Annotated in this window: 27 protein-coding genes; 14 read left to right on the top strand and 13 right to left on the bottom strand. The window is 69.9% G+C overall.

Annotation, left to right across the window (positions count from 1 at the left end; genetic code table 11):
- Position 1 precedes the first annotated feature (1 nt).
- From nuoE to ACLQ2O_RS07265, 7 genes are all read right to left on the bottom strand, one after another.
- Entirely contained in the window at positions 2-835 is an 834-nt protein-coding gene (gene nuoE, locus ACLQ2O_RS07295) for an NADH-quinone oxidoreductase subunit NuoE (RefSeq protein ID WP_425828507.1), read from the bottom strand.
- Complete coding sequence (locus tag ACLQ2O_RS07290; protein ID WP_425828505.1) at positions 836-2,173, bottom strand: NADH-quinone oxidoreductase subunit D; 1,338 nt, start codon at positions 2,171-2,173, stop codon at positions 836-838.
- Positions 2,173-2,880, bottom strand: coding sequence for an NADH-quinone oxidoreductase subunit C (locus ACLQ2O_RS07285; RefSeq protein ID WP_425828503.1), 708 nt, complete (start codon positions 2,878-2,880; stop codon positions 2,173-2,175). Before ACLQ2O_RS07285 ends, ACLQ2O_RS07290 begins: the two co-directional genes overlap by 1 nt.
- Positions 2,877-3,431: a NuoB/complex I 20 kDa subunit family protein gene (locus tag ACLQ2O_RS07280; protein ID WP_425828501.1), complete on the bottom strand. Its 555-nt coding sequence runs from the start codon at positions 3,429-3,431 to the stop codon at positions 2,877-2,879. The genes ACLQ2O_RS07285 and ACLQ2O_RS07280 overlap by 4 nt, the downstream gene beginning before the upstream one ends.
- 3 nt (positions 3,432-3,434) lie before the next feature.
- Positions 3,435-3,794: an NADH-quinone oxidoreductase subunit A gene (locus ACLQ2O_RS07275; RefSeq protein WP_184799103.1), complete on the bottom strand. Its 360-nt coding sequence runs from the start codon at positions 3,792-3,794 to the stop codon at positions 3,435-3,437.
- 109 nt (positions 3,795-3,903) lie between these two features.
- Entirely contained in the window at positions 3,904-5,217 is a 1,314-nt protein-coding gene (locus tag ACLQ2O_RS07270; protein ID WP_425828499.1) for a geranylgeranyl reductase family protein, read from the bottom strand.
- A gap of 159 nt (positions 5,218-5,376) precedes the next feature.
- Positions 5,377-6,075 carry a demethylmenaquinone methyltransferase gene (locus tag ACLQ2O_RS07265; RefSeq protein WP_425828497.1) on the bottom strand — a complete coding sequence of 233 codons (699 nt, stop codon included), beginning with the start codon at positions 6,073-6,075 and terminating at the stop codon, positions 5,377-5,379.
- Between the two features lie 210 nt (positions 6,076-6,285).
- Between ACLQ2O_RS07265 and ACLQ2O_RS07260 the strand changes: the two genes are divergently transcribed.
- The 6 genes from ACLQ2O_RS07260 to ACLQ2O_RS07235 all read left to right on the top strand — a co-directional run bounded on the left by ACLQ2O_RS07260 (position 6,286) and on the right by ACLQ2O_RS07235 (position 11,982).
- The gene (locus ACLQ2O_RS07260; RefSeq protein WP_425828495.1) at positions 6,286-7,557 is read left to right on the top strand and encodes an isochorismate synthase; all 1,272 of its coding nucleotides are present in this window, start codon (positions 6,286-6,288) and stop codon (positions 7,555-7,557) included.
- A 303-nt stretch (positions 7,558-7,860) separates the two neighbouring features.
- On the top strand, positions 7,861-8,481 hold the full coding sequence (locus ACLQ2O_RS07255; protein ID WP_425828493.1) for an MBL fold metallo-hydrolase: 621 nt from the start codon (positions 7,861-7,863) through the stop codon (positions 8,479-8,481).
- Between the two features lie 67 nt (positions 8,482-8,548).
- Positions 8,549-9,457 (top strand): ABC transporter ATP-binding protein, encoded by a 909-nt coding sequence (locus ACLQ2O_RS07250; protein WP_425828491.1) that lies wholly within the window; start codon positions 8,549-8,551, stop codon positions 9,455-9,457.
- Positions 9,454-10,218, top strand: coding sequence for an ABC transporter permease (locus ACLQ2O_RS07245; protein ID WP_425828489.1), 765 nt, complete (start codon positions 9,454-9,456; stop codon positions 10,216-10,218). The genes ACLQ2O_RS07250 and ACLQ2O_RS07245 overlap by 4 nt, the downstream gene beginning before the upstream one ends.
- A 13-nt stretch (positions 10,219-10,231) precedes the next feature.
- Positions 10,232-11,365, top strand: coding sequence for a sensor histidine kinase (locus ACLQ2O_RS07240; protein WP_425828487.1), 1,134 nt, complete (start codon positions 10,232-10,234; stop codon positions 11,363-11,365).
- Positions 11,362-11,982, top strand: coding sequence for a response regulator (locus ACLQ2O_RS07235; protein WP_425828486.1), 621 nt, complete (start codon positions 11,362-11,364; stop codon positions 11,980-11,982). Before ACLQ2O_RS07240 ends, ACLQ2O_RS07235 begins: the two co-directional genes overlap by 4 nt.
- A gap of 262 nt (positions 11,983-12,244) precedes the next feature.
- Here the strand turns inward: ACLQ2O_RS07235 and ACLQ2O_RS07230 are convergent, their stop codons facing one another.
- Positions 12,245-13,054 carry a GNAT family N-acetyltransferase gene (locus ACLQ2O_RS07230; protein WP_425828484.1) on the bottom strand — a complete coding sequence of 270 codons (810 nt, stop codon included), beginning with the start codon at positions 13,052-13,054 and terminating at the stop codon, positions 12,245-12,247.
- 8 nt (positions 13,055-13,062) lie between these two features.
- Positions 13,063-13,893 carry a GNAT family N-acetyltransferase gene (locus ACLQ2O_RS07225; RefSeq protein WP_425828482.1) on the bottom strand — a complete coding sequence of 277 codons (831 nt, stop codon included), beginning with the start codon at positions 13,891-13,893 and terminating at the stop codon, positions 13,063-13,065.
- A 54-nt stretch (positions 13,894-13,947) separates the two neighbouring features.
- On the opposite strand from ACLQ2O_RS07225, the gene ACLQ2O_RS07220 reads away from it, so the two are divergent.
- From ACLQ2O_RS07220 to mptB, 4 genes are all read left to right on the top strand, one after another.
- Positions 13,948-14,574, top strand: a complete 627-nt coding sequence (locus ACLQ2O_RS07220) for a PadR family transcriptional regulator (protein WP_425828480.1) — start codon at positions 13,948-13,950, stop codon at positions 14,572-14,574.
- A gap of 98 nt (positions 14,575-14,672) precedes the next feature.
- Entirely contained in the window at positions 14,673-15,707 is a 1,035-nt protein-coding gene (locus tag ACLQ2O_RS07215) for an ATP-binding cassette domain-containing protein (protein ID WP_425828478.1), read from the top strand.
- A complete protein-coding gene (locus tag ACLQ2O_RS07210) occupies positions 15,704-16,468 on the top strand; it encodes an ABC transporter permease (protein WP_425828476.1) in 765 nt (254 codons plus the stop codon). Before ACLQ2O_RS07215 ends, ACLQ2O_RS07210 begins: the two co-directional genes overlap by 4 nt.
- Positions 16,469-16,559: 91 nt before the next feature.
- Positions 16,560-18,041, top strand: coding sequence for a polyprenol phosphomannose-dependent alpha 1,6 mannosyltransferase MptB (gene mptB, locus ACLQ2O_RS07205; RefSeq protein ID WP_425828474.1), 1,482 nt, complete (start codon positions 16,560-16,562; stop codon positions 18,039-18,041).
- Here the strand turns inward: mptB and menD are convergent.
- From menD to menE, 3 genes are read right to left on the bottom strand one after another with little or no spacing between them, the layout of a single operon-like run.
- A complete protein-coding gene (menD, locus tag ACLQ2O_RS07200; protein ID WP_425828472.1) occupies positions 17,944-19,572 on the bottom strand; it encodes a 2-succinyl-5-enolpyruvyl-6-hydroxy-3-cyclohexene-1-carboxylic-acid synthase in 1,629 nt (542 codons plus the stop codon). The two genes, mptB and menD, sit on opposite strands and share 98 nt — an antisense overlap.
- A complete protein-coding gene (locus ACLQ2O_RS07195) occupies positions 19,569-20,510 on the bottom strand; it encodes an o-succinylbenzoate synthase (protein ID WP_425828470.1) in 942 nt (313 codons plus the stop codon). The genes menD and ACLQ2O_RS07195 overlap by 4 nt, the downstream gene beginning before the upstream one ends.
- On the bottom strand, positions 20,507-21,577 hold the full coding sequence (gene menE, locus ACLQ2O_RS07190) for an o-succinylbenzoate--CoA ligase (RefSeq protein ID WP_425828468.1): 1,071 nt from the start codon (positions 21,575-21,577) through the stop codon (positions 20,507-20,509). Before menE ends, ACLQ2O_RS07195 begins: the two co-directional genes overlap by 4 nt.
- Positions 21,578-21,656: 79 nt before the next feature.
- On the opposite strand from menE, the gene ACLQ2O_RS07185 reads away from it, so the two are divergent.
- A complete protein-coding gene (locus tag ACLQ2O_RS07185) occupies positions 21,657-22,529 on the top strand; it encodes a 1,4-dihydroxy-2-naphthoate polyprenyltransferase (protein ID WP_425828466.1) in 873 nt (290 codons plus the stop codon).
- A gap of 43 nt (positions 22,530-22,572) precedes the next feature.
- Here ACLQ2O_RS07185 and ACLQ2O_RS07180 read toward each other — a convergent pair whose 3' ends face one another.
- A complete protein-coding gene (locus tag ACLQ2O_RS07180; protein ID WP_425828464.1) occupies positions 22,573-23,682 on the bottom strand; it encodes a PLP-dependent cysteine synthase family protein in 1,110 nt (369 codons plus the stop codon).
- An 80-nt stretch (positions 23,683-23,762) separates the two neighbouring features.
- On the opposite strand from ACLQ2O_RS07180, the gene ACLQ2O_RS07175 reads away from it, so the two are divergent.
- The 3 genes from ACLQ2O_RS07175 to ACLQ2O_RS07165 are packed head-to-tail and all read left to right on the top strand — an operon-like array spanning position 23,763 to position 25,640.
- A complete protein-coding gene (locus ACLQ2O_RS07175; RefSeq protein WP_425828462.1) occupies positions 23,763-24,119 on the top strand; it encodes a hypothetical protein in 357 nt (118 codons plus the stop codon).
- The gene (locus tag ACLQ2O_RS07170; protein WP_425828460.1) at positions 24,116-25,132 is read left to right on the top strand and encodes a M48 family metallopeptidase; all 1,017 of its coding nucleotides are present in this window, start codon (positions 24,116-24,118) and stop codon (positions 25,130-25,132) included. The genes ACLQ2O_RS07175 and ACLQ2O_RS07170 overlap by 4 nt, the downstream gene beginning before the upstream one ends.
- Before the next feature lie 25 nt (positions 25,133-25,157).
- A complete protein-coding gene (locus ACLQ2O_RS07165; RefSeq protein WP_425828458.1) occupies positions 25,158-25,640 on the top strand; it encodes a GNAT family N-acetyltransferase in 483 nt (160 codons plus the stop codon).
- Positions 25,641-25,692: the final 52 nt, after the last annotated feature.

Here is a 25,692-nt window from a genome sequence, read left to right as displayed (position 1 = left end):
GTCAGTCCTCCTTCCGGGAGTCGGGGGTGGCCGGGGATCCGGTGCCGGACTCCTTGCCCGGCTGGTCCTCGGGCCGCGGGCCGGAGGCGGCCTCGGGCGAGACCGTCTGCTCGGCGGCCGCACCGCCACCGCCGTGGCTGCCGTTCGGGGCGGTCCAGTTGCGCTCGCGGGCCAGCCGGAGACCGGCCAGCGTCGCCTTGCCACCGGTCGGGCCCTCGTCGGCCCGGCCGTCGGGGAAGCCGGCCAGCACGCGCTCGGCTTCTTTCCAGGTGCAGATGGTGGCGCCGCGCGGCGACTTCACCTCGGTGCCCTCGCGCAGGTCGTCGACCAGCTGCGTGGCCGACTCCGGCGTCATGTCGTCGAAGAACTCCCAGTTCACCATCATCACCGGCGCGTAGTCGCACGCGGCGTTGCACTCGAGGTGCTCGAGGGTGATCTTGCCGTCCTCGGTGGTCTCGTCGTTGCCGACGTCCAGGTGGGACTTCAGCCGCTCGAAGATCAGGTCGCCGCCCATCACCGCGCACAGCGTGTTGGTGCAGACCCCGACGTGGTAGTCGCCGACCGGGCGGCGCTTGTACATCGTGTAGAAGGTGGCGACCGCGGAGACCTCGGCGCCGGTCAGCCCGAGCACGTCGGCGCAGGCCTCGATGCCTTCGGGGGTGACCCGGCCCTCGACCGACTGCACCAGGTGCAGCATCGGCAGCAGCGCGGAACGGCCGACCGGGTACCGGGCGGCCAGTTCGCGCATCTCCGCGATCGTGGTCTCAGTGATCTTCGAGTCGCCGGTGCTGTAAGGCACCTGCTTGTCGGTCGCCGTAGCGTGGTTCTCGGCCATTTAGCGGTCCACTCCACCCATCACCGGGTCAAGGCTGGCGACGGCCACGATCACGTCGGCGACCTGTGCGCCCTCGCACAGGATCGGCATCGCCTGCAGGTTTGCGAAGGACGGGTCACGGAAGTGCGCCCGGTACGGCTTGGTGCCGCCGTCGGAGACCAGGTGGCAGCCCAGCTCGCCGCGCGGCGACTCCAGTGCCACGTACGCCTGGCCGGCCGGTACCCGGAAGCCCTCGGTGACCAGCTTGAAGTGATGGATCAGTGCTTCCATCGACTCGCCCATGATGTGCTTGATGTGGTCGAGGGAGTTGCCCATCCCGTCGTTGCCGACGGCCAGCTGGCTCGGCCAGCCGATCTTCTTGTCGGCGACCATCACCGGCTCGCCCTCCATCTTGGCGAGCCGCTCGGCGCACTGCTCGACGATCCTGAGCGATTCCCACATCTCCTGCAGCCGGACCCGGAAACGGCCGTACGAGTCGGCGGTGTCCCAGGTGGGCACGTCGAAGTCGTAGGTCTCGTAGCCGCAGTACGGCTGGGTCTTGCGCAGGTCCAGGCCGTAGCCGGTGGCGCGCAGCGGCGGGCCGGAGATGCCCAGCGCCATGCAGCCGGCCAGGTCGAGGTATCCGACGTCCTGCAGCCGCGCCTTGAAGATCGGGTTGGCGTTGCAGAGCTCGGCGTACTCGGGCAGGTGCTTGTTCATCCAGGTGATGTAGTCCCGGATCTTGTCCAGGGCACCCGGCGGCAGGTCCTGCGCGACACCGCCCGGCCGGATGAACGCGTGGTTCATCCGCAGGCCGGTGATCAGCTCGAACAGGTCCAGCGTCATCTCCCGCTCGCGGAACCCGATCGTCATCACGGTCAGCGCGCCGATCTCCATCCCACCGGTGGCGATGCAGACCAGGTGGCTGCTGATCCGGTTGAGCTCCATCAGGAGCACCCGCATCACGTTGGCCTTCTCGGGGATCTGGTCCTCGATGCCGAGCAGCCACTCGACGGCCAGGCAGTACGCCGTCTCGTTGTAGAACGGCGACAGGTAGTCCATCCGGGTGCAGAACGTGACGCCCTGCGTCCAGTTGCGGAACTCCATGTTCTTCTCGATACCGGTGTGCAGGTAGCCGATGCCGCAGCGGGCCTCGGTCACCGTCTCGCCCTCGATCTCGAGGATCAGCCGGAGCACGCCGTGGGTCGAGGGGTGCTGGGGGCCCATGTTGACGACGATGCGCTCTTCGGGCTCGTCGGCCAGGCCCGCCACGACGGAGTCCCAGTCCTGACCGGTGACGGTGAAGACCTTGCCCTCGGTGGTGTCGCGAGCGTCGGCGTAGGGGTCGGTAGTGGTCATCAGTTGTAAGACCTCCGCGTGTCGGGCGGCGGGATGACGGCGCCCTTGTACTCGACGTCGATGCCGCCGAGCGGGTAGTCCTTGCGCTGCGGGTGGCCCGGCCAGTCGTCGGGCATCTGGATCCGGGTCAGCGCCGGGTGTCCGTCGAAGATGATGCCGAAGAAGTCCCAGGTCTCGCGCTCGTGCCAGTCGTTGGCCGGGTAGACACTCACGATCGACGGGATGTGCGGGTCGGTGTCCGGGCAGGACACCTCCAGCCGGATCCGCCGGTTGTGGGTGATCGAGAGCAGGTGGTAGACCGCGTGCAGCTCGCGGCCGGTCTCGTTCGGGTAGTGCACCCCGCTGACGCCGGAGCAGAACTCGAACCGCAGGCCCTCGTCGTCGCGGATGTGCTGGGCGACCTCGACCAGGCGCTCCCGGCGTACGTGCAGGGTCAGCTCGCCGCGATCGACGACGACCTTCTCCAGCGCCTGGTCGCCGACCAGGCTCTCGAGGCGCTCGGTCGCGCCGTCGAACCAGGAGCCGTACGGCTTCTCGCTGCCACCGGGCAGCGCGACCTGGCGGCGCAGGCCGCCGAAGCCGGAGGTGTCACCGGTGCCGCGGACACCGAACATGCCCTCGCGCTGGTCGACGACCTCGGCCGCCGGCGTCTGAGCGTCGCCGGCGGTGGTGGTCGCCGGCAGGTTCTCGGGTTGGGTGTCGCTCACCGGAGCAGACCCTTCAGTTCAAGCGTCGGGGACGCGGTCAGGGCAGCGGTCTCCTGCTCGGCCTGCAGCGCCTTCTTGTTCGCGCCGAGCTTGCCGTTCTGGATGTCCTCGTGCAGCTTGAGGAAGGCGTCCAGCAGCATCTCGGGCCGCGGCGGGCAGCCGGGCAGGTACATGTCGACCGGTACGACGTGGTCGACGCCCTGGACGATCGCGTAGTTGTTGAACATGCCGCCGGACGACGCGCACACGCCCATCGCCAGCACCCACTTCGGGTTCGGCATCTGGTCGTAGATCTGGCGCAGCACCGGGGCCATCTTCTGGCTCACCCGGCCGGCCACGATCATCAGGTCGGCCTGACGCGGCGAGGCCCGGAAGACCTCCATGCCGAACCGGGCGGCGTCGTAGCGCGGCGCGCCCGTCGTCATCATCTCGATCGCGCAGCAGGCCAGCCCGAAGGTTGCCGGCCACAACGAAGCCTTCCGCATGTAGCCGGACAGGCCTTCCACGGTGGTCAGCAGTACGCCGGCCGGAAGCTGTTCCTCAACACCCATAGGTCAGTCCCACTCCAGTCCGCCGCGGCGCCACACGTAGGCGTAGGCGACGAAGACGGTTGCGATGAAGATGACCATCTCGATCAACCCGAACAGTGCCATCTGGTCGAAGGCGACGGCCCACGGGTAGAGGAAGATGATCTCGATGTCGAACACGATGAACAGCATCGCGGTGATGTAGTACTTCACCGGGAAGCGGCCACCGCCGACAGGCTGCGGGGTCGGCTCGATCCCGCACTCGTAGCTGTCGAGCTTGGCCCGGTTGTAGCGCTTCGGGCCGACCACCGCGCTGGTCACCAAGGTGCCCGCCACGAAGATCGCCGCCAGTACGCCGAGCACGAGGATCGGTACGTAAGGGTGCATCGGTCGGTGCTCCCTCCTTCTTGCGTCGTCCTGCCGCCTGATTTACCTGTTGCGAGTCAGCACTGTGTTATCAGTACCGCTGTGGCTCACGTCACTCGCCCCGCCGCTTTTACGCCGCCGGGGCAACCTTTGTGAGTCCGTTGATGATCTTGTCCATCACGTCGCCGTCGCGCGGGTCGGTGAGGTTGGCCAGCAACTTCAGGGTGAACTTCATCAGCGTGGTGCGCGGCAGACCGTACTTGGTGCACAGCCGCATCACCTCCGGGTTCCCGATCAGCTTCACGAAGACCCGGCCGAGTGTGTAGTAGCCGCCGTACTCCTGCTTCAGCGCCTTCGGGTACGCCGACAGCGCGCGCTCGCGCTGGTTCGGCTGCCGGCGCAGCGCCTGGGAGGCGACCTCCGCGGCGAACGCCCCGGACTCCATCGCGTACGGGATGCCCTCGCCGTTGAACGGGTTCACCATGCCGCCGGCGTCGCCGAGCAGCATCAGGCCGAGGGTGTAGTGCGGCTGCCGGTTGAACCCCATCGGCAGCGCCGCGCCCCGGATCGGGATGGTCTGGAACTCGTCGCGGAACTGCCACTCCTCCGGCGTGTTCTTCAGCCACTGCTTGAGCAGGTCGGCGTAGTCGACCTTGCCGAAGGCGTCGGAGGTGTTCAGGATGCCGAGGCCGACGTTGACCGTGCCGTCGCCCATCCCGAAGATCCACCCGTAGCCCGGCAGCAGGTTGCGCTGGCCGGGGTTGCTCGGGTCGTCGGTCCACAGCTCCAGCCACGACTCGAGGTAGTCGTCGTCGTGGCGGGGGCTGGTGAAGTAGGTGCGCACGGCCACGCCCATCGGGCGGTCGTCGCGCTTGTGCAGGCCCATCGAGACGCTGAGCCGCGAGGAGTTGCCGTCGGCTGCCATCACCAGCGGCGCGCGGAACTCGACGTCCTCGCCCGCGCGGCGGCCGTTGTCGTCGACCGGCTTGGCGGTGACGCCGACGATGAAGCCCTTGTCGTCGAGGATCGGCGCGGTCACGTTGGTCCGCTCGCGCAGCTGGGCGCCGGCCTTGACGGCCTGGCGGGCCAGCATGTCGTCGAAGTCCATCCGGTTGCGGGTCAGCCCGTAGTTCGGGTGGCTGGCCAGGTCGGGCCAGTCCAGCTGCAGCTGGTGCCCGGCGCCCTGGATCCGCAGGCCGTAGTTCTTGATCCAGCCGGCCTCTTCGGAGATGTCGATGCCCATGTTGATCAGCTGCTTGGTCCCGCGCGGGGTGAGGCCGTCGCCGCACACCTTCTCGCGCGGGAACGCGGTCTTCTCCAGCAGCAGGACGTCGAGGCCGGCGTTGGCCAGGTGGTACGCCGCGGCCGAGCCTGCGGGCCCGGCGCCGACGACGATCACATCAGCGGTCTCGGCCTGCTGCCTGTTCGGCACGCTCTGGCTCATCTCATCCCGGCCTGGAGTTGGGGCAGTTGGTCTCCGGACCCTCGTGAATCGCTTCACGAGGTCTGGTCACCCGACAGTCTAGGACTGCCTGACGAGGACGCGAAACCGGCCCGGACTCCCTTGCCCGCAAGCGATTTAGGTCCTGATTTCCTTGCGTAATTAACTCGGCTTCACGCCCCGGTGGATGGCCACCAGACCACCGGTCAGGTTGGCCCACTGCACGTGGCTCCAGCCCGACGCCTCGATCGCCTTGGCCAGCGGCTCCTGCGGCAGCCAGGCGCGGGTCGACTCCGCCAAGTACTCGTACGCCTCGGGGTTGGACGACACCAGCCGCCCGACCACCGGCACCGCGCGCATCATGTACTCCAGGTAAGCCACTCGGAACGGTTTCCAGGTCGGGTGCGACTGCTCGAGCACGACGAGCCGCCCGCCTGGCCGCGTCACCCGGAGCATCTCCCGCAGCGCCAGCGTGACGTCGTTCACGTTCCGCAGCGCCCACGAGATCGTCACCAAATCGAAGCTCTCGTTCGCGAACGGCAGGTGCAACGCGTCGCCCGCGATCAGGTCGAGCTCGGGGTAGCGCCGCTTGCCGACCCGCAGCATGCCGACCGAGAAGTCGCAGGAGACCACCTCGGCGCCGGCCTCGCGCAGCTTGATGCTGGACGCGCCGGTCCCGGCCGCCAGGTCGAGGATCCGCATCCCCTTGCGCGGAGCAATCTCGGCCAGCGTCGCCGGCCGCCAGACCAGCTTCTCCAGGCCCATCGTCGCCACCGCGTTGGTCCGGTCGTAGCCCTCGGCCACGTTGTCGAACATCGCGGCCACGTCGTGCGGCTGTTTGGTCAGGTCTGCGCGGGTCACCGGTTCAGTGTTGCGCAGAACGCGCGACACCCGGCAGCCGGGGTTTGTCCGGTGGATCATGGCCGGGTTGTCTGGTTGATCACGGCTCGGGGAGGCACCGAAATTCGCTGGACACGGACCGGGCATACGCTTGCATGCCGTGAGGGAGCGTCAACCAGCCAGATCGGCCACCGTGACCCGGGACCGAGCCGAGCAGCGAGGAGCGTTGTCGTGAGCTTGCCTGATCCGGTCCACCCCGGTGCCGAGGTGGTCCCGCACCTGGTCGTGCGCAGCCACCCGGTCGAAGGCGTCTCGAAGCACCTGCTGGACCACCTGCCGGCCGACGGCGCCCTCGCCTGGGTCCGCCGGGGCGACGGGCAGGTCGGCTGGGGCGTCGCCGCCCGCCTCGACGTTGCCGGGAGCAACCGCTTCGCGACGGCGCAGGCGTGGTGGAAGGCGCTCACCGCGGCGGCCGTCGTACGGGACGATGTCGGCGTACCAGGGTCGGGACTGGTCTGCTTCGGGACGTTCGGTTTCACCGACGCCGACCCGGCCGGGCTGGTGGTGCCCGAGGTGGTCGTCGGGCGCCGGGGCGACACCACCTGGGTGACCACGATCTCGCCCGCCAGCTCGCTGGCCGCGCCGCCCGAGCTGACCGTGAACGAGCCCGCTCCGGTCGGCGAGATCGCGTTCGCCGACGGCGCCCGGTCCGGGACCGAGTGGTCCGCGATCGTGGCCGACGCGGTGACCAGGATCACCGGCGGCGAGGTCGACAAGGTGGTGCTGGCCCGCGACCTGATCGCGCAGTCGGACCAGCCGATCGACCTGCGCTGGCCGCTGCAGCGGCTCGCCTCGGCGTACCCGAACTGCTGGACGTTCTCGGTCGACGGCCTGATCGGTGCCACCCCCGAGCTGCTCGTCCGGCGGGAGAAGGGCCTGATCACCTCCCGCGTCCTGGCCGGCACGATCCGCCGGACCGGCGACGACGCGCACGACCTGGCGCTGGCCGCGTCGCTGGCCCGGTCGAGCAAGGACCTGGAGGAGCACGAGTTCGCCGTCCGTTCCGTCGCGGAGGCGCTCGAACCGCACTGCAAGTCGATGAACGTGCCGGAGACCCCGTTCGTCCTGCACCTCCCGAACGTGATGCATCTCGCCTCCGACGTCGCCGGCGTCGCCGCCAACGGCGCCTCGGCCCTCGGCCTCGCCGCCGCCCTGCACCCGTCGGCCGCCGTCTGCGGTACGCCGACCGACGTCGCCCGCGACCTGATCGCCGAGGTCGAAGGCATGACCCGCGGCCGCTTCAGCGGCCCCGTCGGCTGGATGGACGCCTCCGGCGACGGCGAGTGGTGCATCGCCCTACGCTGCGGCCAGGCCGACCCCGACGACCCGACGCGGATGCGGCTGTTCGCGGGCGCCGGCATCGTCGCCGGCTCCGACCCCGACGCCGAGCTCGCGGAAACCAACGCCAAACTCGTCCCGATGCGCGACGCGCTCGGGATCTGACTCTCCAGCTGACCCGTCCGGTCCGCATCCTCACCCCGGACCAAGACCGCGCGCCGCTGCGGTCGACTGACGCCTTGTTCGCTGACTGACGCCGTATTCGACGACTGGCCTGGTGTACCGGGCCAGTCGTCAAACACCGGAGCAGTCGCCACCATCTCCAGCCGACACGCCCTCCGCTCCTTGGACGGTGGCGCACGCCGGAGCCGAGCGTCGGGCCGCCTCTCACCGGCGGATCAGCGTTTTCCGCCCGGCGTAGGATTCCCGACGCGCCAGGAAGCTGACCCTTTCGTTGGGAGTCCGACTGTGAAGTTGACCAAGTTCACGCACGCCTGTGTCCGGATCGACAAGGACGGGAAGGTGCTGCTGATCGACCCGGGCACGTTCAGCGAGGACGCGGTGTTCGAGGCCGCCGACGCGATCCTGGTCACCCACGAGCACCCCGACCACCTGGACATCGAGCGGATCAAGGGACTCGACGCGCCGGTCTACACCAACGCCGGGGTCGCCTCGCAGCTCGGTGAGCTGGGCGACCGGGTGCAGGTCGTCGAGGGCGGGCAGGCGTTCGACGCCGCCGGGTTCGCGATCCGTGCCTACGGCAAGGACCACGCGATCATCCTGCCGGAGCTCGGCGTCCCCTGCCAGAACATCGGCTTCCTGGTCGACGACGCGGTCTACCACCCGGGCGACTCGTTCACCCGGCCCGACCGCCAGGTGCACACCAACCTCGTACCGGTCTCCGGTCCGTGGTTCGCGCTGCCGGCCGCCGTCGAGTACGCCCGCGCCGTCGACGCGCAGCAGACCCTCGGCATCCACGACGCCCTGCTCAGCCCGATCGGCCAGGGCATGATGCAGCGCTTCCTCGACGGCCAGGCGGATCGCCCGTACACGCTGGCCCAGCCGGGCGACTCGGTCGAGATCAACTGACATTTGTCACCACTCCTGGTGACGCCTGCACACCCCGCGGGCCGCTCGGCGCCCCAAGCTGATGGCTATGGACCAGTCAGCTGTCATCAGCGCCGAGCGGCTCACCCGCCGCTTCGGCGGCAGGCCAGGACATGACGCCGTCCGCGGCATCGATCTCGCCGTACGCCGGGGTGAGCTGTTCGCGCTGCTCGGCACCAACGGTGCCGGCAAGACCTCCGCGCTGGAGGTGCTGGCGGGTCTCGCGCTGCCGACCTCCGGAACCGTGCGGGTACTCGGCCAGGACCCGTTCCGTTCGCGCCGCCACGTCCGGTCGCGGATCGGGATCATGCTGCAGTCGCGGGGCTTCGCCGCCGACCTCACGGTCGCCGAGACCGTCAGCACGTGGGCCGGCAGCCTGACCTCTCCCCGCCCTCTGGACGAGGCCCTCGACCTGGTGGGCCTGTCGCCGCGCCGCAACGTCCGGGTCCGGCAACTGTCAGGCGGTGAGCAGCAACGGCTCGGGCTGGCGCTGGCGATCCTCGGCAAGCCCGAGGTGCTCTTCCTCGACGAGCCGACGGCCGGGCTGGATCCTGCTGCTCGCAAGCAGACCTGGGCGTTGATCTCCGACCTCCTGCTGTCCGGTACGACGGTGCTGCTGACCACGCACCAGCTGATCGAGGCCAGCGCCCTGGCCGACCGGCTGGCGATCCTGAACCACGGCCAAGTCGTCGGACTCGGAACCCCGGAGCAGCTCGCCGCCACCCGTCCCGCGCGGATCACGTTCCACCTGCCCGGGGTCCCGCTCCCCGCGCTTCCCCAAGTAGTTGCCACCATCAACGGCTCGTCGGTCACCCTGGAGACCCAGGACCTGCAGGGCACTCTGACGGAGGTCCTCGCCTGGGCCGGTCGGCACGACCTCCAGTTGCACGACCTGACCGCCCGGCCCGCCTCGCTGGAAGAGGCCTTCCTGGCCATCACCGAGGACGTGGCGGCGTGAGCACGATCGCGCGGGTCGTTGCCACCGGCAAGGCCGAGGGGCTGCTGCTGCGACGCAACGCCTTGATGGTCCTCGTCGCCGTGGCGCTCCCGGTCTTCACCGTGCTCACCGTCGCGTCGGCGGCCGAGCTGCCGTCGGAGATGGGGGCCAGTGTGGTCACTTCGGTCACCGTCGTCACCTTGGATCTGTTCGTCTACTACCAACTCGTCACCGCCTTGGTCGCGCGGCGCGAGGAGTTGGTCCTCAAGCGGCTGCGGACCGGCGAGCTGTCGGACTGGGAGATCCTGGCCGGCGCCGCGACGCCGTCGGTCGTCATTGCCTGGGCACAGATCGTCCTGGTCGCTGCCGGTGGGGCCATCTGGTTCAGACTCCACGCACCGGTCAACCTCCTGCTGGTGCTGCTCGCCGTACTACTCGGCACGCTCCTCTTCGTCCTGCTGGCAGCAGCGAGTACGGCGCTCGCTCCGACGGTCGACGCGGCGCAGGTGGTGACCGCACCGGTGATGTTCGTGACGCTGACCTTCAGCGGGCTCTACCTGCCGTTGAACGGACCACTCGAGTACGTCGGCCGCGCGCTGCCGCTGACTCCGGTGGTCGACCTGCTCCGGCTCGGCCTGTCGGGCACGACGCGGGACGGCGCGGCTGTCGGGCTCGCCGGGTCGTTCGCTCACGCCGTACCGGCTGTGCTCGTACTGCTCGGGTGGGTGGTCGTCGGAGCGTGGGCGACTCGCCGCTGGTTCCGTTGGGAGCCGCGTCGGTGACAGGCTGGCGCTCATGAGGTCGGGGCAGAGCTGGTGGAGCGAGCTGAGTCGAGCCGAGCGGTTCGACGTCAGCCTCCGGTGGCCGCTGTACGCGCTGATCGGGATGGAGCCGCTGTTCGCGCTGCTGATGTTGCTGTCGGCAGCGAAACCGGTGGAGTTCCGGCTGATCGGGTTCCTGGTGGTGGTGCTCGCGCACGCCGTGGTGGCGCTCCTCGTGCTGCGGGCCGCAATCGCCACGTACCTGGGCGGTCCACGACCGAGTCCGCGCTTGGTTGCCGCCTGCATCGGTCTGGGTGCGGTCGGCGTACTGGTGTCGCCGGACTGGGCGGTCGGGCTCGTGACGACGGGCGGGACGCTGACGCTCGCACTCACACCGGTGCTCTGGCGGTCGGTGATCTTCGTGCTGGTGGTGGGCGGTGCTGTGCTGGTCGGTCTGCTCGGCGGTGAGGTCGGTGGTGCGTTCAGCTACTTCTACGGCGTCGGCCTGCTCGCGTTCACCTGCCGGATCTCGGTGTGGATGCTGCGACTGGGCTGGGAGATCGACAAGTCCCGCGAGGTCACCGCGCAGCTCGCGGTCGCCCAGGAACGCCTGAGATTTGCCCGCGACCTGCACGACGCGCTCGGCCGCAACCTGTCGCTGGTCGCCGTACAGAGCGAGCTCGCGGCTCGGCTGGCGGAGCGCGGGGATGCTTCGGCCGCCGGCCAGATGCTCGACGTACGACGAATCGCCCACGAGTCGCTCCGCGAGATGCGCGCGGTCGTCGGCGGCTACCGAGCCACCGACCTGAGCACGGAACTGGCCGGCGCCCAGTCGGTCCTCCGCGCAGCCGGCATCACCTGCCGAGTCATCGGCAACGGCGGCACGCTCCCGCCCGCCACGCAGACTGCCTTGGCGTGGGTGGTCTTGGAGGCCACCACGAACGTCCTCCGCCACAGCAACGCGACCACCTGCAAGATCGAACTGGAAGCCGACAAGCAAGCTGTTGTACTCCGGGTGTCGAACGATGGTGTTGGTCAGGCGTCGACAACTGAAGGAACTGGACTGGCCGGGTTGCGGGAACGCTTGGCGGGAGTGGCGGGGACTTTGACTGTGGACAGGCCCTCAGGTTGGTTCGTCCTGCTGGCTCGATTGCCGAGGACAGCATGATCCGGCTCCTGCTGGCGGACGACGAGAACCTGATCCGGTCCGCATTGGCTGCGTTGCTCTCGCTGGAGGACGATCTGGAGGTCGTCGCCCAGGCCGCGTCGGCGAGCGAGGCATTGGCGATGGCGCGAATGCACCGTCCCGAGGTCGCCGTACTGGATCTGCAGATGCCGAGCCTTCCCGGTACGACGACCGGCGGGATCGGCGTCGTCGAGGCGCTGCGCGAGCACCTGCCGGAGTGTGCCGCGCTGATCGTCACCGGCCACGGCCGCCCGGGTCACCTGAAGCACGCCCTCGCCGCGGGCGCCCGCGGCTTCCTGCCGAAGACCGTCTCCGCCCAGGTCCTCGCCGACGTCATCCGCACGGTCCACACCGGCGGCCGGTACGTCGACCCGGAGCTCGCCGCCGAGGCGATCAGCTCCGGCGACAGCCCTCTCACAGCCCGCGAGGCCGACGTACTGGAGCTGGCCGCCGACGGCGCGCCCATCGAGGAGATCGCCCGCCGCGCCGCCCTCTCCCCCGGCACGGTCCGCAACTACCTGTCCTCAGCCGCCGGCAAACTCGGTACGACAAACCGCCACGAAGCGGTCCGAGTAGCCCGCACCCACGGCTGGATCTAGGGAAGGGAAGGGGTGGGATGCATACCGCCCCCGCCGCGGAGCCGGCTGCGCCGGCCCGCCCAACCCGGCTCCCACACCAGCCCGGCCGGCTCGGCCGGCTCGGCCGGCCGACGCACGCCCGCGAAGCGCGGCGCCTCGGCAGTCGCACTCCCCAGCACACACTCCGCCCCAGCTCACACGCCCCACCCGCAAAGCACAACGCCCCCGGCGGCCGGGCTCCCTTCCCCATCCACCCACCTCGCGAGCGCCCACCCGCTCCGGCTCAGCTCACCGCGTACCTCACGAAGTCCACGACCTTGCGGTAGCCGATGCGGGCGTAGAGCTTGTTGGAGGTCGGGTTGGCCAGGTCGGTGAACAGGCAGGGCTGGTGACCCTCGTCGAGCAGGTGGCGGGTGAGCGCGGCCGTCAGCGCTCCGGCGTAGCCGTTGTCGCGTTCATCCGGCGGCGTGTAGACCGACCCGATCCGCGACGCACCGAAAACGCTGCCGTTGTGCGCGGCCATGCTCACCACGCGCCCGTCGCGCTCCCACAGCCAGAGCCGGCCGAGTCTGATCCGGTCGCGGGCCCAGCGTTCCTCCTCCTCGACGCCGATGCGCCCGCTCACCGACTCGCCGAAGCCGCCGACCAACCGGGTCGCGTCGGCGAGGTCCGGCTCGGTCGCCAGCCGCGCGTGCCCTTCCGCCTCCAGCGCCTTGAAGTCGACCAGTTTGTGCAGCCGGGTCAGCCGGTCGTCGGTGAACTGCCGACCCAACTGCTGGGCAAAGGCAAGAGCTACCTCCGGCACACCCTCGACGTACTTCACCTCCGCGCCGGACTCAACCACCGCCTCGAGCACGAGCGGCAGGAACTCCTCATCGAGCCCACCGAGCATCACCCCGCGCAGCGCCGTACAGCAGACGACACCGACCACCTCGTCGCCGCGATGAACCGAGACGAACACCGGCGGCGCCGGGTCGTACAGCAGGTTGTCGACCCTCCCCTGGATGTTGCTGATCAGCACCGAGTTGAGCACCGGATCCCGTTGCAGGTAAGGGAAAGCGACCGCCTTGAAAGCCGCCGGATCTTCAGTCACCCGGACCTTCATCGGTCGAAGGCCAGATCCACGAAGTCGGTCAGCGGCTTGTACCCGGCCAGCCGGTAGATCTTGTTCGAGGTCGAGTTCGCCAGGTCGGTGAACAAGCACGCCTGGTTCCCCGCCGCGAGGATCTCGCCCGTGACGTACGCCGTCAGGGCCCCCGCGTACCCGTTGCGGCGGAACTCGTCCGGCGTGTAGACCGGCCCGACCCGGCACACCCCGAAGATCGGCAGGTGGTGGCCGACCATGCTCACCGGCGTACTGTCGTCCTCCCAGAACCACAGCGCCCCGTCGGCGATCTTCTGCTCCGCCCAGACCAGGTTGCTGCCGGGGATCTCGTCGTCGAAGTCGATCGAGATCCACTCTGCGGCCAACTGCGCCTCGTCCTCGGTCGCCGGGCGCGGTCCGCCGTCGGCCTGCAGGCGGGTCAGGTCGTCCAGCTTGTGCAGCCTCGTCCCGCGGGTCTGGGTCGCCCCGACGCCACGCAGCTCGGTCCAGCGACTCATGAACGCGTCGGTCGCCTCCCGCGCACCCGCCACCCCGGTCGCCTCCGGGACGCGCTCGGCGTAGACCTCGGCGACGGCAGCGGAGTACTGCGGGTCGAGAGCGCCGAGGTAGACCGGCCGCGATGGCGTGCGCATCGCCGCGCCGACGACCTCGCCGGTGGCGTCGTGGACCGAGACGAAGACCGAGTCGCCCTCCTCGGGCCGGTAGCTACCCTCGGCGCGCTGCTCGACGTTGCTCAGGATGATGGTGTGCAGCACGGGATCCCTTTCCAGAAAGGGAAACACCGTGGCCCTGAACTCGGCCGGATCGTCGGTCACGCGCGTGGTCATGGGCCAAACCTAGTCGTCCCCACCGACAACGGGATGCGAATTACACTGCGTCTCATGTCCACCACGCGGTTGCTGCTGCTCGGCGTCGTCCGGATCTTCCAGCCGGCCTACGGCTACCAGCTGCGCCGCGAGCTGCTCACCTGGAACGTGCAGGACTGGGCGAACATCAACCCGGGCTCGATCTACACCGGGCTGCGCACGCTCGCCAAGCACGGATTCCTGGAGGAGCTCGAGGACGGCTCCGGCCAGAAGGCCGGCCGGACGTCGTACAAGCTGACCGCGGACGGCGAGAGCGAGTACTTCTCTTTGCTGCGGCAGGCGCTGTGGACGGTCGACGGCTTCCAGCCCGGCCTGATGCAGGCGTCGCTGAGCTTCCTGTGGACGCTGAAGCGCGACGAGGTCGTCGCCGCGCTGGAGTCCCGCATCGTCCAGCTGGAGCAGAACGAGAAGGCCGCGCCGTTCCACGAGCGCCAGGTCGAGCAGGACCCCGGCACCCCGAACCACGTCGTCGAGATGTTCCGCATCAGCGTCGCCCGCGACCGCGGCGAGCTCGAGTGGACCCGCTGCTTCCGCGACCGCGTCCTCGCCGGCGAGTACTCCTTCGCCGGCGAGCCCCCCGACTGGACCCCGGGCCCAGAGGCCGCTGAACGGTGGCGCAACCTGCGCGAGCCGCCGGGCTGACCCACCGCTCCGACCGTGCCGTACGACGTACCCGGGCGGATCTCCGGCACAGGAATTCAATGTTGACTATTCAAGATTGATCAACCATCCTGGTCGGCATGATGATCGAAGCTCGCGGACTTGTCCGCACCTTCAAGACCAAGCGCGGGCCGGTGCAGGCTGTGCAGGGGGTAGATCTGGACGTGGCCGACGGGGAGATCGTCGGTTTTCTGGGGCCCAACGGGGCCGGTAAGACGACGACGATGCGGATGCTGGCGACGCTGATCACGCCGACCAGCGGGACGGCCACTGTTGCGGGGTGTGACCTGGCCAAGGACCCCGTGGGCGTGCGGCGGCGGATTGGGTACGTGCCGCAGAGTGGGTCGACGTTGCCGGAGGCTGTGGCTGGGGACGAGGTGGTCGATCACGCCCGTCTGTACGGCGTGAGCAAGGCCAAGGCGATCGCCGACGGGCAGCGGCTGTTCGAGGAGCTGGACCTGCCGGGGCTGTGGCGGCGGCAGTGCAAGACGTTGTCGGGCGGGCAGCGGCGGCGGCTCGACATCGTGATGGGGCTGATCCACGACCCGAAGCTGATCTTCCTGGACGAGCCGACGACGGGGCTCGACCCGCAGGCGCGCGCGAATCTCTGGGAGCACATCCGCGGCCTGCGGGCCCGCGGTGCCACGATCTTCCTGACCACCCACTACCTCGACGAGGCCGACGCCCTCTGCGACCGGATCCTGGTCATCGACCACGGCCGGATTGTCGGCGCCGGCGCGCCGGAAGCGCTCAAGCAGCAGGTCTCCGGCGATAGTGTCCGGCTCAGCCTCGCCGACCGTACGGACGACCGTGCCAACGCAGAGGCCGGTCGTACGCACGCGACCGACGCGGTGATCCGGATCGTTCGCGAGCTCGACGGCGCGACCTCGGTCGAGGCGGTCGCCGACGGGGTGAACTTCCGGATCCCGCGTGGCGGTTCGGTGCTGCCGGGGCTGCTCCGCCAGATCGATGCCGGGGGCATCGAGCTGGACGGCGTCGAGGTGCACCGGCCGACGCTCGACGACGTGTTCCTGACGATGACCGGGCGGTCGCTGCGCGACGACAGCCCGGCGCCGGCCGACGAGCCGGAGAAGCAGAAGGAGGTCGTGGCGTGACAGTGCTCACCGAGACCTGGATCGTGTTCCACCGGCAGATGCGGCTGTCGCTGCGCAACCCGATGTGGTCGATCCTGATGCTCAGCCAGCCGTTGATGTACCTGTTCCTGTTCGGCCCGCTGCTGAAGCCGATCACCGCGCAGATCAGCGAGGGGACGACCACCAACGCCTACCAGGTGTTCATTCCCGGCCTGATCGTGCAGCTGGGCATGTTCGGCGCGATGTTCGTCGGCTTCGGGCTGATCGCGGAGTACCGGGCCGGCGTGATCGAGGCCGACCGGGTGACGCCGGCGTCGCGGATGGCGCTGATGGCCGGGCGCGTACTGCGCGACGTCGTCGTACTGGTCGTGCAGTCGGTGCTGCTGCTGGTGGTGTCGATCCCGATGGGCCTGCGGGCGCCGTGGGGCGGGGTGCTGCTGTCGCTGGTCATCGTCGCTCTGCTCGGCGCGACGTTCGCCTCGTTGTCGTACTCGGTCGCGCTGATCACCAAGAGCGAGGACGCGCTGGCGCCGCTGCTGAACGGCATCGCGATGCCGTTGCTGCTGCTGTCCGGCATCCTGCTCCCGATGCAGATCGGCCCGACCTGGCTGCAGCGCCTGTCGGACATCAGCCCGCTGAAGCACGTGGTGAACGGCGTACGGGCGCTCTTCCGCGGCGACATCTCCAGCAGCGCGTCCCTGTGGGGGCTGTTCTGGGTGGTGCTGCTCACGGTCGTCGGCCTGGCCGTCGGTGCGCGCACATTCAAGAAGGAATCCGCCTGACAACCCCCGCCGCCCGCCTCGCGTGAGGCGGGCGGCGGGGCGTTCTTCTGCGGTTCATCGCGGCTTCTTCTGAGGCGGTTACGGTCCAGCCATGCGGGTTCCTTCGCCCTTGGTTCGTGGAGTGGTGGGGAGCTGGGTCGTAGCCGCCTCGGCGCTGGTGACGTCGGTGGTGCCGCAGTCCTCGTGGATGGCCTCGATGCCGTTGCGGGACTCGCCGGCCGGGCGGATGACCGGCCTGTCGTTCATGGTGCTCGGGCTCGGCCTGCTGGTCTGGGCCTGGCTGGAGGTCGGCCGGGAGGTCCTGGCCGGCCTCCGGCACCGCCTGATCCGGATGACCGTCCTCTGGAGCCTCCCGCTGCTGCTGGCGCCACCGCTCTTCAGCCGGGACGCGTGGAGCTACGCCGCCCAGGGCGCCCTGGTCGCCAAGGGCTTCGACCCCTACACCGTCGGCCCGGCCGCCCTGTCCGGTCGCGTGGTCGAGGCGGTCGACCCGATGTGGATGAACACTCCAGCGCCGTACGGTCCCCTTCCTCTGGCGTACGGCGGCCTGGCAGCTCACGTCACCGACAACCCGTACGTCCTCATGCTCGCCCACCGAGGCCTGGCCCTGCTGGGCATCGTGCTGATCGCCTGGGCCGTGCCGAAGATCGCCGTGGCCTGCCGGGTCGATCCCAGTGTCGCCACCTGGCTGGTGGTGGCCAACCCGATCCTCATCACCCACGGGCTCGGTGCGGCGCACAACGACGTACTCATGCTCGGCCTGGCCTGCTCCGCCTTCGCCGTAGCCCTCACCGGCCGCTGGGGCACGGCAGCTGTCATCGCGGGCACAGCTGCAGCGGTCAAAGCGCCGGGTGGCCTGGTGGTCGTCGCCATCGCTGCAGTGATGAGCCCGCTGGCCGGCAGAGCCCTCCAACGCCTGGCGAGCCTGGCCATCGCCGGTGTGGTGTCAGTGCTGACCCTGGTGACTGCCGGGGAGCTCACCGGCGTCGGCTCGGGCTGGCTCAACGCACTCGACGTGCCAGGCCTGGTGATGTCCCCACTGTCGATAGCGAACCTGATCGGCCTGGGCACGTCCGGCGTACTGGAGTGGCTGGGTGCGGACAGCGCCGCTCAGCAAGCGCTGCAGGTCATCCGGCTGCTCGGCATCCTCACGGCGCTCGGCCTGATCGCCGTACTCGGGCTGCGCTCGCACATCCACCAGGCGGCGCGTGCGGTCGGCATCGCGATGCTGGCCGTCGTACTGCTCGGGCCGACCGCGCACGACTGGTACTTCCTGTGGTGCCTGCCGTTCCTGGCCGTCGCGCGACCCGGCCGGCGGCTGATGACCGCGCTGGTCGGCGTCAGCATGGTCCTGACCGTCGCCGCACCGCTCAACTCGTCGCTGCGCGGTGCGGTCGTCCCCATCCTCGTCACGACGTCGCTGGTCCTGCTGGTCGTCGGCACCCTGCTCGGCCGGCTCCGCACGCTCCAGCCGGCTAGAGCGCCGCGTTCACCGCGGCCTGCAGGTCCTGATGCAGCGTTGTCGGCCGTGGCAGTCGCACCTCGACCACGTCCACACCCGCAACAGTCCTGACCAGCGCGGCCCGCAGTTCGTCGGCCGACGTCACCAGCGTGTACGGCGTACCGGTCGCTGCCGCCAGCGCGCCGAAGTCCGTCCCGTGCGGCGTCCCGAAGACCCGCTCGAAGTCGGTGGACCCGGCCTGCTCCAGCGTCGAGAAGATCCCGCCGCCGTTGTCGTTGACCACGACGATGCGCAGGTCGGGCCGCGCCTCGGCCGGGCCGATCACCAGCCCGGTGAAGTCGTGCAGGAACGCCAGGTCCCCGATCAGCGCGTACGTCGCTCCGGCGTTGGCCAGCGCCGCGCCGACAGCCGTCGAGATCGTCCCGTCGATCCCCGCGAGCCCGCGGTTGGCCACCGTCCGAATCGGTACGACGGGCGCCAGGTCCAGGTCGCGCACCGGGTTCGACGACGCGACCACGAGCATCCCGTCGGCGCCCACGGCCTCACCGACGATCGCGGCGATGCCAGGGCCGGTCAGCTCGCCAACGAGCACCTTGTCGATCGCAGGCCGCGCCAGCTGGTCAGCGTGCTGCCAGCGGGCCAGCCAGTCGGTGCTGTCGGCGCCGGTGACCTCCAGACCGGTCAAAACGGTCGCAGCACGTCGTACGGCGTCCGGCCAGGAGCCGGTCGGCGCGACCACTATCACCTCGACGTCATGGCGGCCCAGCAGCTTGGTGATCGGCCGGGACAGCGTCGGGTGGCCGAACACGACCACGCGCTCGATCTCGTCCGCCAGTTTGGTTGCCCCAAGCAACAACCGGTACGACGCAACGACCGACGGGCCGATCCGGGCGCGGCTCGACGGCTCCGCGAACAGCGGCCAGTTCCCCGCCTCCGCGGCGAGCCGGGCCGCCTGCGAAGCGCCGTCGCCAGCGACCACGACGGTCTTCGGCCCGGGCGAGAGCGACGACGGCTGTCCACCGGCGGCCCGCACGCTCGTCCACGGCCCGCTGGTCCGTCCGTCCAGCGGCTCCGGCCAGTCCGGTCCGTCGGTCGGCACCAGCGGCTCGGTGAAGGAGCAGTTGAGCTGGACCGGCCCGGGGTCGTTGCTGCGCACTCCAACAGCTGCAGCGACAGCGCGGGAGACCTGCGACCGCCAGTAGGCGACCTGGCCGACCTCCTGCCGCGGCACACCCATTTCGTGGAACAGCCGCACCGCACCGCCGAACACCTTCAGCTGGTCGGTCGTCTGGTTCGCACCGCTCCCCCGCAGCTCCGGCGGCCGGTCCGCGCTCAGCACGAGCAGCGGCAGCCCACTGTGCGAAGCCTCCAGTACGGCGGGGTGCAGGTTGACCACCGCCGTACCGGACGTGGTGACCACCGGCACGGGCAGACCGGTCCCCCGGATCAGTCCGATCGCCAGGAAGCCCGCCGTCCGCTCGTCGACCCGGACGTGCAGCCGGAGCCGGCCCTCGCGGTCGGCGGCGGCCAGTGCCATCGCCAGCGGCGCACTGCGCGAGCCTGGGGCGAGCACGACCTCCCGGACGCCGCACCTGATCAGCTCGTCGACGACCACGGTCGCGAACGCGGTGGACGGGTTCATCCTGCACTCCCCTTCAATGCTTCGACTCTGGCAAGCCTTGCTTCCCAGACGGCAGTGGTCTCCGGTGAGGCGGTCGCCTCGAGCAAGCGCGCGTCGTCAGGCTCGACTCGCTTCACGGGGAGGAACCCGTCAACAGCCAACAGCGGCTCGGCCACGACCTCGCCCGTGAACATCGCCACCGTCGCCAGCCCGCACGCGTACGGCAGCTCCGGCAACGCAGCAGCCAGCGCGACCCCAGCAGCGATCCCCACCGATGTCTCCAGCGCCGACGACACCACCACCGGCAGCCCGATCCGCTCAGCGATCTCCAGGCAGGCCCGGACTCCACCGATCGGCTGCACCTTCAGTACGGCGATGTCAGCCGCCTCCAGCTCGCGCACCCGCAGCGGATCCTCGGCCCTCCGGATCGACTCGTCCGCAGCAACCAGTACGTCGGTACGCCGTCGTACCAGCGCCAGGTCCTCCACGGACCAGCACGGCTGCTCGACGTACTCGAGGTCGAACCTCGACAGCTCCTTCAGCGCGGCGAGAGCCTCGTCGACCGACCAGCCCCCGTTGGCGTCGATCCGGACCCGACCGTCGGCGCCCAGCGCGTCCCGGACAGCCTCGACCCTGGCGAGGTCGTCGGCCAGCGTCTGGCCGGGCTCGGCCACCTTCACCTTCGCCGTACGGCAGCCGGAGGCCCGGACGATCTCCGCGGCTCGCTCCGGTCCCAGCGCGGGCACTGTGCAGTTCACCGGGATCTGCTGCCGCACCGGCTCGGGCCAGCCGTCGACAGCGGCCTCCTGCGCGGCGCGGAGCCAGGAGACGCAGGTGGCGTCGTCGTAGTCCAGGAACGGGCTCCACTCGGCCCAGCCGGCCGGGCCCTCGAAGAGCATGCCCTCGCGGACGGTGATCCCCCGGAACTTGTTCTTGAGGCCCAGCGAGTAGGTGATCACCGGACACCCTCCAGCAACCGCTGCCGGTCGACCTTGCCCGAGCCGAGCATCGGGAGCTCGTCCAGCCGGACCAGCTCGCGCGGGGCCCAGGTGCGCGGCAGTGTCTCGGCCACAAAATCCCTGACCTCGCCCAGCTCTGCTGTGCCGACCACGAAGGCCACTACCCGGCTGCCCCACTCCTGGTCCGGCACACCGAGTACGACGGCCTCCGCGACGTCCGGGTGCTCCAGCAGCCGCGCCTGCACAGCAGTGAGCGTCACGTTGACCCCACCGGAGATCACCACGTCGTCCACCCGGCCCACCACCTCCAGCCGCCCGTCGACGAGCCGGCCACGGTCCTGCGTCCGGAACCAGCCGTCCTGCAGCACCTCCTTGGTCAGCGCGGGCTGCAGCCGGTAGCCGGAGAACAGCGTCGGCCCCTTGATCAGGATGCGCCCGTCGTCCAGCGCCAGCTCGGTGCCGTCCAGCGGCAGGCCGGCGTACACGCAGCCGCTGCCGGTCTCGGTCATGCCGTACGCCGGGATGGCGGTCACGCCTGCAGCAGCCGCGCGGGCCTTCAGGTCGGCGCCCATCGACGCACCGCCGATCACGATCGCGTCGAAGCTCCGCAGCGCGTCGGAGGCGGTCTCCAGGTACCGGGTGAGCTGGGTGGGGACCATGGCGGTGTAGCGCCTGGCACCGGTCATCTGCCCAGCGGCCTCAGCCAGGTCCTGGGAGACCACCGGCGTCGTACCGGCCAGGAGCGAGCGGGTGAGGATCTGCAGCCCGCCGACGAAGTACGGCTTCATCGGGAGCAGCCACTGGCCCGGTCCGCCGAGCCGGTCGTGCGTGGCCGTGGCGGAGGCGACCAGGGCGTCCCTGGACAGCAGCACGCCTTTCGGCTCACCGGACGACCCCGACGTAGTCAGTACGACGGCGCAGTCGTCCTCCAGCGGCTCGTCCGGCGCGGCGGCCCGGCGTACGCGCTCGGCAGCGGCCGGGTCCGGGGGCACGGGAGCGAAGGGCTGACCGGTGCCGTCCAGCACCTCGGACAGCGCGGCAAGGACGGCCTCAGGCGTGCCAGGCACCAGACGCAGACTAGACATACTCCGCTGAGCGTAGCCCCGACGCGCGTTGGCCGATCCAACGGCTGACAGAATCCCAGCCATGGCCAACCTTTCTCAGTGGATCGAGGGTGCCCGCCCCAGGACACTGCCTGCCGCCGTCGCTCCGGTGCTCGTCGGGACCGGCGCTGCCGGCTACCTGGACGGATTCGTCTGGTGGAAGGCTCTGCTGGCCCTCGGGGTCGGTTTGGCGCTGCAGATCGGCGTGAACTACGCCAACGACTACAGCGACGGCATCCGCGGCACCGACGAGAACCGGGTCGGCCCGCTGCGGCTGGTCGGGTCCAAGGTGGCCACACCGCGCGCGGTGAAGACCGCTGCGTTCACCTGCTTCGGTGTGGGCGCTGTGCTGGGGATCGTGCTGTGTGCGACGTCCAGCTGGTGGCTGCTGGTCGCGGGAGCGGCTTCGCTGGTCGGGGCGTGGTTCTACACGGGCGGCAAGTCGCCGTACGGGTACCGCGCGCTCGGCGAGGTCAGCGTGTTCCTGTTCTTCGGGCTGGTCGCAGTGCTCGGTACGACGTACGTGCAGGCCGAGCGGCTGCACTGGACGGCCGTCGCCGGGGCCGTCGCCATCGGCTCGATCGCCTGTGCGCTGCTGGTCGCCAACAACCTGCGGGACATCCCCACGGACAGCGTCACCGGCAAGCGCACGCTGGCCGTGGTCATCGGTGCGGCGCGCTCGAGGCAGCTGTACGCCGGACTGATCGCACTGGCCTTCATCCTGGCCGCGCTGTCAGCCCTGGCGACCCCGTGGACCCTGCTGGCCCTGATCGCCCTGCCGCTGGCCGTCAAGTCGGTCCGGGTAGTCGTCAGCGACGCCGTAGGCCCAGCTTTGATCCCGGTCCTCAAGGGAACAGGTCTGACCGAGCTGGTGTACGCCGTTGGCCTCGCCGTGGGCCTCGCGCTGGGAGGCTGAGCCTCCGCCGGCCGCGCAGCGGCCTGGCGTCTCGGGGCGCGGCCTACTCTCTCCACAACCCCGTTTCCGCGAACCCCCGGAGCGTGTCCTCGTACGGGCTGATGTCGATGCTGTTGCTCCGCAGCCAGTCGTCGTCGTAGTAGGTGTTCGTGTAGCGCTCGCCGCCGTCGCACAGCAGCGTGACGATGCTCCCGCGCTGACCCATCCGGCGCATCTCGGCCGCCAGCCGCAGCGAGCCCCACAGGTTCGTCCCCGTCGAACCACCGACGAGCCGCCCGGTGACGCGCGAACAGAACCGCATCGCCGCGATCGACGCGGCGTCCGGCACCGAGATCATCCGGTCCACCACACCGGGGATGAACGACGGCTCGACCCGCGGCCGGCCGATCCCCTCGATGCGCGACGGCCGACCGGTCGCGAAGTCGCTGTCCGCGGCCTCGAACCCGGGGAAGAACGCCGAGCCCTCCGGGTCGACCACGGCGACCGACGTCTCGTGCCGCTGGTAGCGCACGTACCGCCCGATCGTCGCCGACGTACCACCCGTACCGGCACCGACGACGACCCAGGTCGGCACCGGGTGCTGCTCGAGCGCCAGCTGCCCGAAGATCGACTCGGCGATGTTGTTGTTGCCCCGCCAGTCGGTGGCCCGCTCGGCGTAGGTGAACTGGTCCATGTAGTGCCCGCCGGTCTCCTCGGCGAGCCGTTTGGCCTCGCCGTAGATCTGGCCGGATCGCTCGACGAAGTGGCAGCGCCCGCCGTAGAACTCGATCAGCTGGATCTTCTCCCGGCTGGTCGACGCCGGCATCACCGCCACGAACGGCAGCCCGAGCAGCCGCGCGAAGTACGCCTCGCTCACCGCGGTCGACCCGCTGGACGCCTCGATGACCGTCGTGCCCTCGCGGATCCACCCGTTGCACAGCGCGTACAGGAACAACGACCGCGCCAGCCGATGCTTCAAGGACCCGGTCGGGTGCACCGACTCGTCCTTCAGGTACAGGTCGACCCCGCTCATCGCCGGCATAGGGAACACGTGCAGATGCGTGTCCGCGCTCCGGTTGGCGTCCGCGTCGACCACCCTGACCGCCTCGGACACCCACGCCCGCTGCTTGTCGTCCCGCCGGTCCACTTCCTTGCACGCCAACAGCTCACTCATGGCCACAGGCTAGGGCTACTCCGACGGTCTTGAGTATTCCTACTCTCTGCAACCACCGCCCCCGGCGGCACGATCGAACCATGATTCCCCTGGGCTTCGAGTTTCACCTGACGGCGACCGAGCAGGTCGTGCTGCTCCTCGTGCTGGGCCTGCTGGCTACGGCGGCGGCACTGCCCGCGACAGCGCCGCTGGCCGCCGTGGGGGCGTTGAGAGCCCGCCGGGCCGGGCGGACCGGGACGCGGAACGGGCTCTGGTACTGGCTGTGGGGTACGGCGGTCACCTGGGGCACGATGATCGGTTGCTTCAACCTGCAACTTGGCTGGTGGTCGGTGCCTTTCGGGTGGGTGCCGGGCCTGGTGGCCGCCTGGCTGTTACGCCCCGGACCCTCGGGCCCGCTACTTTGGGAGCAAGCACGCCGACCTGTGGGGGAACGATGACCGACAACGACGAACGTCCGACCCGGCAGCGTGTGACGCTGACCGACATCAGCTCGCGGGCCTGGGAGCACCCGGCCGACCGCGGCGCCCTGGTCGCGCTGCGGCAGCTCAAGGGGTTCGACTTCGTCCTGCGGAAGATGTCCGGGCTGATCAACGAGCGCGCCTTCCGGCTGCAGTTCCTCGGCTCGGCGATCAAGGTCGACGAGCGGCAGTTCCCGAAGGTGCACCGGCTCTACACCGAGGCGGCCGCCACGCTCGACGTCCGGCAGCTGCCGGAGCTGTTCGTCACCAACAGCCCGATCTGGAACGCCGTGACGATCGGCATGGACCGGCCGTTCATCGTCGTGAACAGCGCGCTGGTGCAGGGGCTGGACGAGGAGGAGCTGCGCTTCACCCTCGGCCACGAGCTCGGCCACGCCCAGAGCGGTCACGCGCTGTACCAGTCGCTGCTGCTCTGGCTGATGCGGCTGACCGGTGCGATCAACTGGATGCCGATCGGAGCGCTCGGGATCCGGGCCATCATCGCGGCCCTGCACGAGTGGTCGCGCAAGGCCGAGCTGTCCGGCGACCGGGCCGGGCTGCTCGCCGTACAGGACCCTGCGGTCGCGCTGCGGGTGCAGATGAAGCTCGCCTCCGGCGGTCAGCTCGACCAGCTCGACACCACCGCGTTCCTGGCGCAGGGCACCGAGTACGAGAGCTCCGGCGACCTGCGCGACTCCGTGCTCAAGCTGCTGCTGCTCGAGGCGCAGACCCACCCGCTGGCCGTCAACCGCGCGACCGAGCTGCGCCGCTGGGTCGACGAGGGCGAGTACACCACGATCGTGTCCGGCGACTACCCCAAGCGCCAGGACGACGCCGACGCCTCGATGTCGCAGGAGGCGAAGAACGCCGCCAAGTCGTACTCCGACGCGTTCGCCCGCTCCCAGGACCCACTGGCCAAGTTCGTCCGCGACCTCGGCGAGGGGCTCGGCGGCGTCCGCGACTGGGTCAGCTCGAAATTCCCTCCGCGCTGAGTCCGTCGTACGCGATCATGGGCCTGTGACGGACTTGCGGGCGCTGACCCCGGACGACTGGAAAGTGTGGCGCGACCTGCGGCTGGCGGCTCTCTCCGAGGCGCCGGCCGCTTTCGGTTCCCGGTACGAGGACTGGGTGGGCGCCGAGGAGGACCGCTGGCGGGCCCGGCTGTCGGTGCCCGGCTCGTACAACGTGGTCGTGTCCCTGGACGGTACGCCGTCGGGGATGGCCGGTGGCCTGCCCGCCGACGACAACGACGTGCGCCACCTGGTGTCGATGTGGGTCGCCCCGGCGGCCCGCGGTCACGGACTCGGCGACCGGCTGATGGCCGCCGTCGAGGACTGGGCCCGCGCCGACGATGCCGTCGCCGTCGAGCTGTCAGTTGTCCAGGGCAACGACACGGCGTACGCCCTCTACCTGCGGCACGGGTACGCGCTCACCGGCAAGTCCGGCGACCTGATGCCCGACGGCGTGCACCGCGAACTGGTGCTGCGCAAGACCTTTTGACTTTTCCCGAAAGGCTTGGTCCGGCGCGTCTCGACCCGGTAAGCAAGGGGCG

The sequence above is a fragment of the Kribbella sp. DT2 genome (genome assembly GCF_049844575.1).
Taxonomy (GTDB): domain Bacteria; phylum Actinomycetota; class Actinomycetes; order Propionibacteriales; family Kribbellaceae; genus Kribbella.
This window is presented reverse-complemented; position numbering and strand designations above follow the sequence as displayed.